The following is a 5743-nucleotide window of genomic DNA, read 5'->3' as shown; positions in this document are numbered from 1 at the left end:
GATCACTAGCGTGAAAGATTGCTTCGTCGTTCCTCCTCGCAATGACGACCTTTCTTTTGAATCTGTTATTGATAGCGCAGTCGAAGGGCTTTTGTTTGTGATTTATGAATCTTAAAAAATCTTCGATCGAATCATGTATTTGATATACAGAAGCCTACAGTATCATAATGCCCTTGATGTTTCCTGCTTGCTTATAAACAGCAATCACTTCATCCGCATTTTGCATCGTCTTTTTTACGGTAATTGAAACATATTTCCCTGTTTTTGAAGCTTGCTCAATAAACTCATCATCAGGTAAAATGGCACGTAAGTCTTGTATTTTATCTAGCCCGCCAGTGATAATAAATTTAAAATTATAAATACCTGGAAACTGCTCAACACTTTCTAGTTTCTCTTTTAAATTAGCATAAATATCTCCATTATCCCCATCCGGGATATCAGTAAACTCAATATCTTTATTATTTTTATTCTCATCCATAACGAAAGCATATCAAATTCTATACCCAAATAAACAGGGTGCAATTCTGACAGAATTAACGTTTATTTTAATTAAAATACCGCCATTTTAGCGAATCGAAGGGGGCTTTACCCCTAAATCCCCTAAGGGGACTTTATACCCAAATTTAATGGCATGATGGATTCTGAACCAAGTTCAGAATGACGAACGATAAAATAGGCTGTGGGTTTTAAACCTTTAATAGTAGCACAAACTCAATTACATAAACCTTAGCGAAGCGGATACCGGCCTTGTKGGCAATGCCTGCAGGCGTATGAGCAAAGCAAAGGGCTACAGAACCCAATGAAATAGAGGTTTGGCTTTTCTAAAATTAAAGAAACAGATCTACCATAGCCATAGTTAGCCCTATAAAAACAAGGTCCACTTTACCATATAAGATAGATAAGGACATATAAGCCAATATAAGGATAGATTCTGACCACGAAGTAGCTATTAGACCTAAAATTAATAGGAACAGCTAATAAAACAAGTTCAAAATGACGAACGGTTGGGGCGATCGATTAGGTTTTAAACTAATTACTAACAACTTTGGCAAAAAGCGATAGGAATTGTTATTTTTGAACCTCAAAAAACAGGAGCCGATTTGGATTATTTAGCAGGATTAAACCCACAACAAAGAGCAGCAGTAGAGAACACAAAAGGACCAGTAATGATTGTTGCAGGTGCAGGTTCGGGCAAAACCAGGGTAATTACATTTCGTGTAGCCCACCTTATTCAAACCGGTACCGATCCATTTAACATCCTGGTTTTAACCTTTACCAACAAGGCGAGTAAGGATATGCGCGAGCGTATCAGTAAAGTTGTTGGTGCAGAGGCAAAGAACATTTGGATGGGTACTTTTCACTCTGTTTTTGCCAAGATTTTACGGGTAGAGGCTGAGAAAATAGGTTATCCAAGCAATTTCACCATTTACGATACCGATGATAGTAAAAGTGTAATCCGCGCCATTTTGAAAGAAATGCAGCTGGATGATAAATTATATGCAGCGAATTTTGTTTTTAATAGAATTTCATCAGCCAAAAATAATTTAATTTCCTGGGGCGAATATCAAGCTAACGACCAGATACAGGCCGAAGATATCCAGAATAAACGCCCATTAATTGGCCAGATTTACGAAACCTATGCTAAACGCTGTTTTAGAGCTGGGGCAATGGATTTCGACGATTTGTTGTTCAAAACCAATATTTTATTAAAAGAACATCCTGATGTTTTAAATAAATATCAGCAGAAATTTAGATACCTGATGGTGGATGAGTATCAGGATACCAACTTTTCGCAGTATACCATTGTGAAAAAACTGGCTGCTGCTTATCAGAACATTTGTGTGGTAGGTGATGATGCACAGAGTATCTATGCCTTCCGTGGCGCAAACATCCAGAATATTTTAAATTTCGAACGTGATTATCCTGATTTAAAGGTTTATAAATTAGAACAGAATTACCGTTCTACCCAAAATATTGTTGATGCAGCGAGCAGTATCATTGCAAACAACAAAAACCAGCTCGAAAAAAACGTTTTCTCAGAAAATGCAGAAGGGGAAAGAATTAAAGTTTCGCGGGCTTTTACCGATAACGAAGAGGGTAAACTGGTTGCCGAAGCCATTATTCAGGAACGCAGTACCAAAGGCTACCACCACAACGATTTTGCCATTTTGTATCGTACCAATGCACAAAGCAGGGCTATGGAGGAGGGTTTACGCAAATTAAATATTCCTTACCGGATATATGGCGGTCAATCTTTTTACCAACGTAAAGAGATTAAAGATTTAATTGCGTATTTCCGTTTAACTTTTAATCCGAAGGATGAAGAAGCTATAAAACGCGTAATCAATTACCCTAAACGTGGTATTGGCGATACCTCGATCGATAAAATTATTGTTGCGGCAGATCAGCATGGAAAAACCATGTGGGATGTAATTTCGAATGCACACGAATATGTAGATGGGCGTTTAGCTAATCAATTGAACGATTTTGCCTTGATGGTGCAAAGTTTTCAGGCAGAGGCAAAAAAGCTCGATGCTTATGATACGGCTTTATTTATTGCCCAACATGCAGGTATTTTAAAAGAATTATATACTGATGACAGCGTTGAAGGGCGTGCGAGATACGAAAATATCCAGGAATTATTAAACGGTATTAAGGAATTTGCGGAGCGCGAAGACATTGAAGAAAAAGGTCTGGATATCTTTATGCAGGATGTTGCCCTTTTAACCAATGATGATAAAGATGGTGATAAAAATAAGGATACCGTTTCTTTAATGACGATCCACTCTGCCAAAGGTTTGGAGTTTAAAAACGTGTTTATTGTTGGATTGGAAGAAAATCTGTTTCCATCGCAAATGTCGTTAACCAACCGCACTGATTTAGAGGAAGAACGCCGTTTGTTTTATGTGGCCATTACCCGTGCCGAAGTAAAACTGACACTTACTTATGCCACTTCCCGTTATCGCTGGGGAACGTTAACCAACTGCGAACCAAGCCGTTTCATTAACGAAATTAGTCCGAAATTTTTAGAATTGGATGTAAAACCATCCAAGTCGAGCAGTTTTGAAGGTAATTTTGACGATGACCGCAAAACATGGACCTCGCAGCCACGTGATTTCTTTAGCAAACTGAAACCAGCGGCCGGCGCAACTACTTCTGCCCCACCTGTCCGTCCGAAAACAACATCGCTATTAGCAAAAGCACACGTGCCCACACCTGGCTTTACGCCATCACAGCCGCATGAATTTCAAGGCGGTATGGAAGTTGAGCACGAAAAATTTGGTTTTGGAAAAATTATCAGCTTGGAGGGAACCCTGCCTGATGTTAAGGCTACTGTATTCTTCCAGGGCTTGGGCAATAAACAGCTACTGCTTAAGTTTGCAAAATTGATGATTGTGAAATAAGTGCAGATTTCAATTTAGCCACGGAAATCAACGAAAATTCATCATCCTGATCCCGATTTTACATCGGGATCAGGATCCTTAATAGATAAACAAATAGATGCTGAATCAAGTTCAGCATGACGAATGGCATTAAAATTATGTCCAACTCAGTGCCCACTGCGCTCTTCTCTCTGCGTTCTTTGCGGTTAAAAACACCATGGTTAAAAAGTTGAAAAACCACAAAATTATCCTTATTATTGAACTCGGTTCTCCCGATTACAAACCATGCAACTTACTAGGTTAGAAATTAAAGGTTTTAAGAGCTTTGGCGATAAAGTGACCATCAATTTTAATGAGGGTGTTACCGCTATTGTTGGTCCTAATGGTTGCGGAAAATCCAATGTAATAGATGCTATGCGCTGGGTTTTGGGCGAACAGAGTACCAAAGCACTTCGTTCAGAAAAGATGGAGAACATCATTTTCAACGGAACAAAAAACCGTAAACAAGCGCAGCTTGCCGAGGTTTCATTGAGTTTTGATAATACCAAGAACATCCTGCCAACAGCCTATTCACAGGTTACCGTAACCCGTAAACTCTATAGAAATGGCGATAGTGAGTACCGTTTRAACGATGTTCAGTGTAGGTTAAAAGACATTACCGACCTTTTTCTGGATACCGGAATCGGCTCTGATAGTTATTCGATTATTGAGCTGAAAATGGTTGATGAAATTATTACCAACAAAGAACATAGCCGCCGTTCCTTGTTTGAAGAAGCATCGGGGATCTCGAAATACAAATTACGTAAAAAACAGACTTTCAGCAAGCTAAAAGATACAGAGGCCGATTTAGAGCGGGTTGAAGATTTACTTTTCGAGATCGAAAAAAACCTTAAAACCTTAGAAAATCAGGCACGTAAAGCCGAGCGTTATTATAAGCTAAAAGAGCAATATCGCGAATTGAGTGTTCAGTTGGCTACACACCGCATTGCCTTCTTCCGTACCGACTTAAATGCTTTAGAAACTCAGGAACAGAATCAGCTGGTAAACCGTACAGCACTCAGTACCAAAATAGATACCGGTGAAGCCGAACTGCAAAAGCTTAAACTAGGCAGTATCAGTCAGGAAAAGAACCTTTCTGTACAACAAAAGGCCACAAATGAGTTTGTTTCCAAAATCCGTGCTTACGAAAGTGAGAAAAAAGTAAAGAACGAGCAAATGCGTTTTTTACAGGAAAAAGAAACACGTTTATCGGGTGAGCTCGAAAAAGATAAAAACCAGGTTAACCACATTAAATACAACATCAAACGTTTAAATGAAGAAGTTTTAACTGAAACTGAAGTTTTTAACCGACTTGAATCTGATTTAAAAAGCTTAAAATCCACGCTCGATACTTTACGCGAGCAACAGCAGACCGAGAAAAACAGGATTGATAACCTGATCAAATCGATTAACGAGTTACAAAACCAAGTATACCAGTCGCAAAAAGAAATTGATATCCTAAATATTCAAAAAGATGCGCTGGTGCAGGAAACCAACCGGAATGTTGATGATACAGAAACCAAAACATTAGAATTAAAGGCTTTCGATCATGCTTTGGCCGAACTTGATATTCAGGTTAGGGAGAAGCAAGCCAATATTAAAAACCTAACGGAAGCTGAAGAATTTTTAAAAGAAAAACTGGCTGCTTCAGAAATCAATTTAAGTTCGAACAAGGAAAAACTTACGGCCGAAAACCGTAAAAAAGATGCCAAGCAGAACGAATATAACCTGACCAAATCGCTGGTTGATAGTTTAGAGGGTTTTCCTGAATCGATCCGTTTTTTGAAGAAAAACAACGCTTTTGCTAAAAGTGCCCTGCTCCTTTCTGATATTTTATTCTGTAATGAAGATTACCGCATAGCCATTGAGAATTACCTCGAACCGGTAATGAACCATTATGTGGTTGATCAATATGCAGATGCAGTACAGGCCATTAACCTTTTAACCGATGCCAGCCGCGGACGGGCAAACTTTTTCATTTTAGAAAATGTACCCGATAAAAACCCAGTTATTGGTACGCATGAAGGCTTGGTCTCAGCGCTATCAGTCATTGAAGTTGATAAAAAATACCAACACCTCTGCAATCTGCTTTTGCAAAATGTTTACATCGCAGTAGCTGAGCAAGAAAATTTGTTTAAAGCAACACCAACAGATAGTTTAACCATTTTGGCTAAAAATGGAAAATATGCCCAAACCAAATTCACTTTGGCGGGTGGCTCTGTGGGTTTATTCGAAGGAAAAAGGATTGGCCGTGCCAAGAATTTAGAAAACCTGGCCAAAGAAATCAAAGCTTCAGAATCGTTGATTAATCAGTATGATGC

Annotated in this window: 3 protein-coding genes; 2 read left to right on the top strand and 1 reads right to left on the bottom strand. The window is 38.8% G+C overall.

The window, feature by feature from the left end:
* Window positions 1–154: 154 nt before the first annotated feature.
* Window positions 155–478, bottom strand: coding sequence for a DUF493 family protein (locus AC1DPQ_RS15815; protein ID WP_477579788.1), 324 nt, complete (start codon window positions 476–478; stop codon window positions 155–157).
* 622 nt (window positions 479–1100) lie between these two features.
* Here AC1DPQ_RS15815 and AC1DPQ_RS15810 point away from each other — a divergent pair.
* Together AC1DPQ_RS15810 and smc are read left to right on the top strand one after the other, a co-directional pair.
* Complete coding sequence (locus AC1DPQ_RS15810) at window positions 1101–3404, top strand: ATP-dependent helicase (RefSeq protein ID WP_477610173.1); 2304 nt, start codon at window positions 1101–1103, stop codon at window positions 3402–3404.
* Between the two features lie 264 nt (window positions 3405–3668).
* On the top strand, window positions 3669–5743 hold a 2075-nt coding region (gene smc, locus AC1DPQ_RS15805; RefSeq protein WP_477610171.1), incomplete at its 3' end, for a chromosome segregation protein SMC.

The sequence above is a fragment of the Pedobacter sp. 01T416_2 genome (assembly GCF_056398925.1).
This window is presented reverse-complemented; position numbering and strand designations above follow the sequence as displayed.